Origin of the sequence: Sphingopyxis sp. (assembly GCF_036402335.1) — a bacterium.
In the GTDB taxonomy this organism is placed as follows: Bacteria; Pseudomonadota; Alphaproteobacteria; order Sphingomonadales; family Sphingomonadaceae; genus Sphingopyxis.
Map to the genome: position 1 here is coordinate 1 of NZ_DASWTD010000183.1, position 1,595 is coordinate 1,595.

2 protein-coding genes are annotated in these 1,595 nt (G+C 65.4%); one reads left to right on the forward strand and one right to left on the reverse strand.

What is annotated here, in order from left to right; all coding sequences use genetic code 11:
- Nucleotides 1-752: S46 family peptidase (locus VGD20_RS05765; protein ID WP_331133536.1), on the forward strand; the 752-nt coding region annotated here is incomplete at its 5' end.
- Nucleotides 753-755: 3 nt separating this feature from the next.
- On the opposite strand, the gene VGD20_RS05770 is transcribed toward VGD20_RS05765, so the two are convergent.
- A partial coding sequence (locus VGD20_RS05770; protein ID WP_331133537.1) for a cyclopropane-fatty-acyl-phospholipid synthase family protein occupies nucleotides 756-1,595 on the reverse strand: 840 nt, incomplete at its 5' end.

Below are 1,595 nucleotides of genomic sequence, written 5' to 3' on the forward strand. Positions count from 1 at the left end.
TGGAATGGTCGCTGAGCAAGGCACGCGAATATCTCGGCGCCGATGACCCGCAGACCCGGCTGTTGCTCGGCAAGGAATCGCCCGAAGGGCTGACGGCCCGGCTGGTCAGCGGGACCAAGCTCGCCGATCCGGCGGTGCGCAAAGCGCTGTGGGACGGCGGCAAGGCCGCTATTGACGGCTCGACCGACCCGATGATCGTCTATGCGCGATCCCTCGACGCCAACGATCGCGCGCTGCAGAAGCGCTTCGACGAGCAGGTCGACGCACATCTGACGGCCGCCCAGGCCAAGCTCGCCGATGCCCGGTTCGCTGCCTTCGGTGACAGCGTTTACCCCGACGCGACCTTCACGTTGCGGATCAGCTACGGCAAGGTCGCGGGCTGGATGGAGCGCGGCAGGATGGTGCCGACCCGAACCACCCTGGGCGGGACGTTCGACCGCGCGACCGGCGCCCCGCCGTTCGACCTGCCTCCGGCGTTCGCCGCCAACAAGGCGAAGATCGATGCCGCCACGACCTATGACTTCGTCACCACCAACGACATAATCGGCGGCAACAGCGGATCGCCGGTGGTCGACCGCCAGGGCCGCGTCATCGGCGCCGCTTTCGACGGCAACATCCATAGCCTCGGCGGCAACTATGGTTATGACGGGACGATCAATCGCACCGTGGCCGTCTCCGCTGCGGCGGTGCAGGAAGCGTTGGAGAAAATCTATCCGGCTCCCCACCTGGTGGCGGAGCTGAAGGCCAAATAGAATCTATGCGGCCTTGGCTGGGGCGGCGTCTGCCTTCCGGTAGCGCTGCTCCGCCTCGATCATATAGTCGCGAGTGATCGGCACCGCGTGGCGGTCGCGGATATACTGGACCTGATAGTTGCAGGCCGCGCCGCTCTCGAACATCACGATTCCGCCGGCCAGGTAGAATTCCCACATCCGTAAGAAGCGCTCGTCATACATGGCGACGATCTGTTCCCGTGCCTTGGTCGCGCGCTCGAGCCAGTGGCGCAGCGTGTAGGCGTAATGCAGCCGCAGCATCTCGACGTCGCTGGCGATCAACCGCACCTTTTCGCTAGCGGCGCTCATCTGCGACAGCGACGGCAGGTGGTAGCCGGGGAAGATCCACTTGTCGGTGAAGGGATCGGGTGCGCCGGCCTGGCCCAGCTTGCCGATGGTGTGGAGCAGCATGACGCCGTCGTCGGCCAGCAGCTGGCGGCACTTGCCGTAGAATTCCTCGTAATGGGCGGCGCCGACATGTTCGAACATGCCGATCGAGACGATGCGGTCGAAGGTGCCGGTGAGGTGCCGGTAGTCGATCAGCTCGAACTTCACGCGATCCGAGACGCCCGCTTCCGCGGCCCTCCGGCGCGCGACCTTAAGCTGCTCCTCGCTGAGGGTAATGCCCAGCACGTCGACGTCGGCGACGCGGTTCAGGTAGAGTGCGGTCCCGCCCCAGCCCGAACCGATGTCGAGCACGCGCATTCCGGGCTTCAGGTATAGCTTGGCCGCGATATGCGCCTTCTTGTCCGCCTGCGCCTGTTCCAGGCCGTTGGCCGGGTCGGTGAAATAGGCGCAGCTATACTGCCGGTCCCCGTCGAGGAA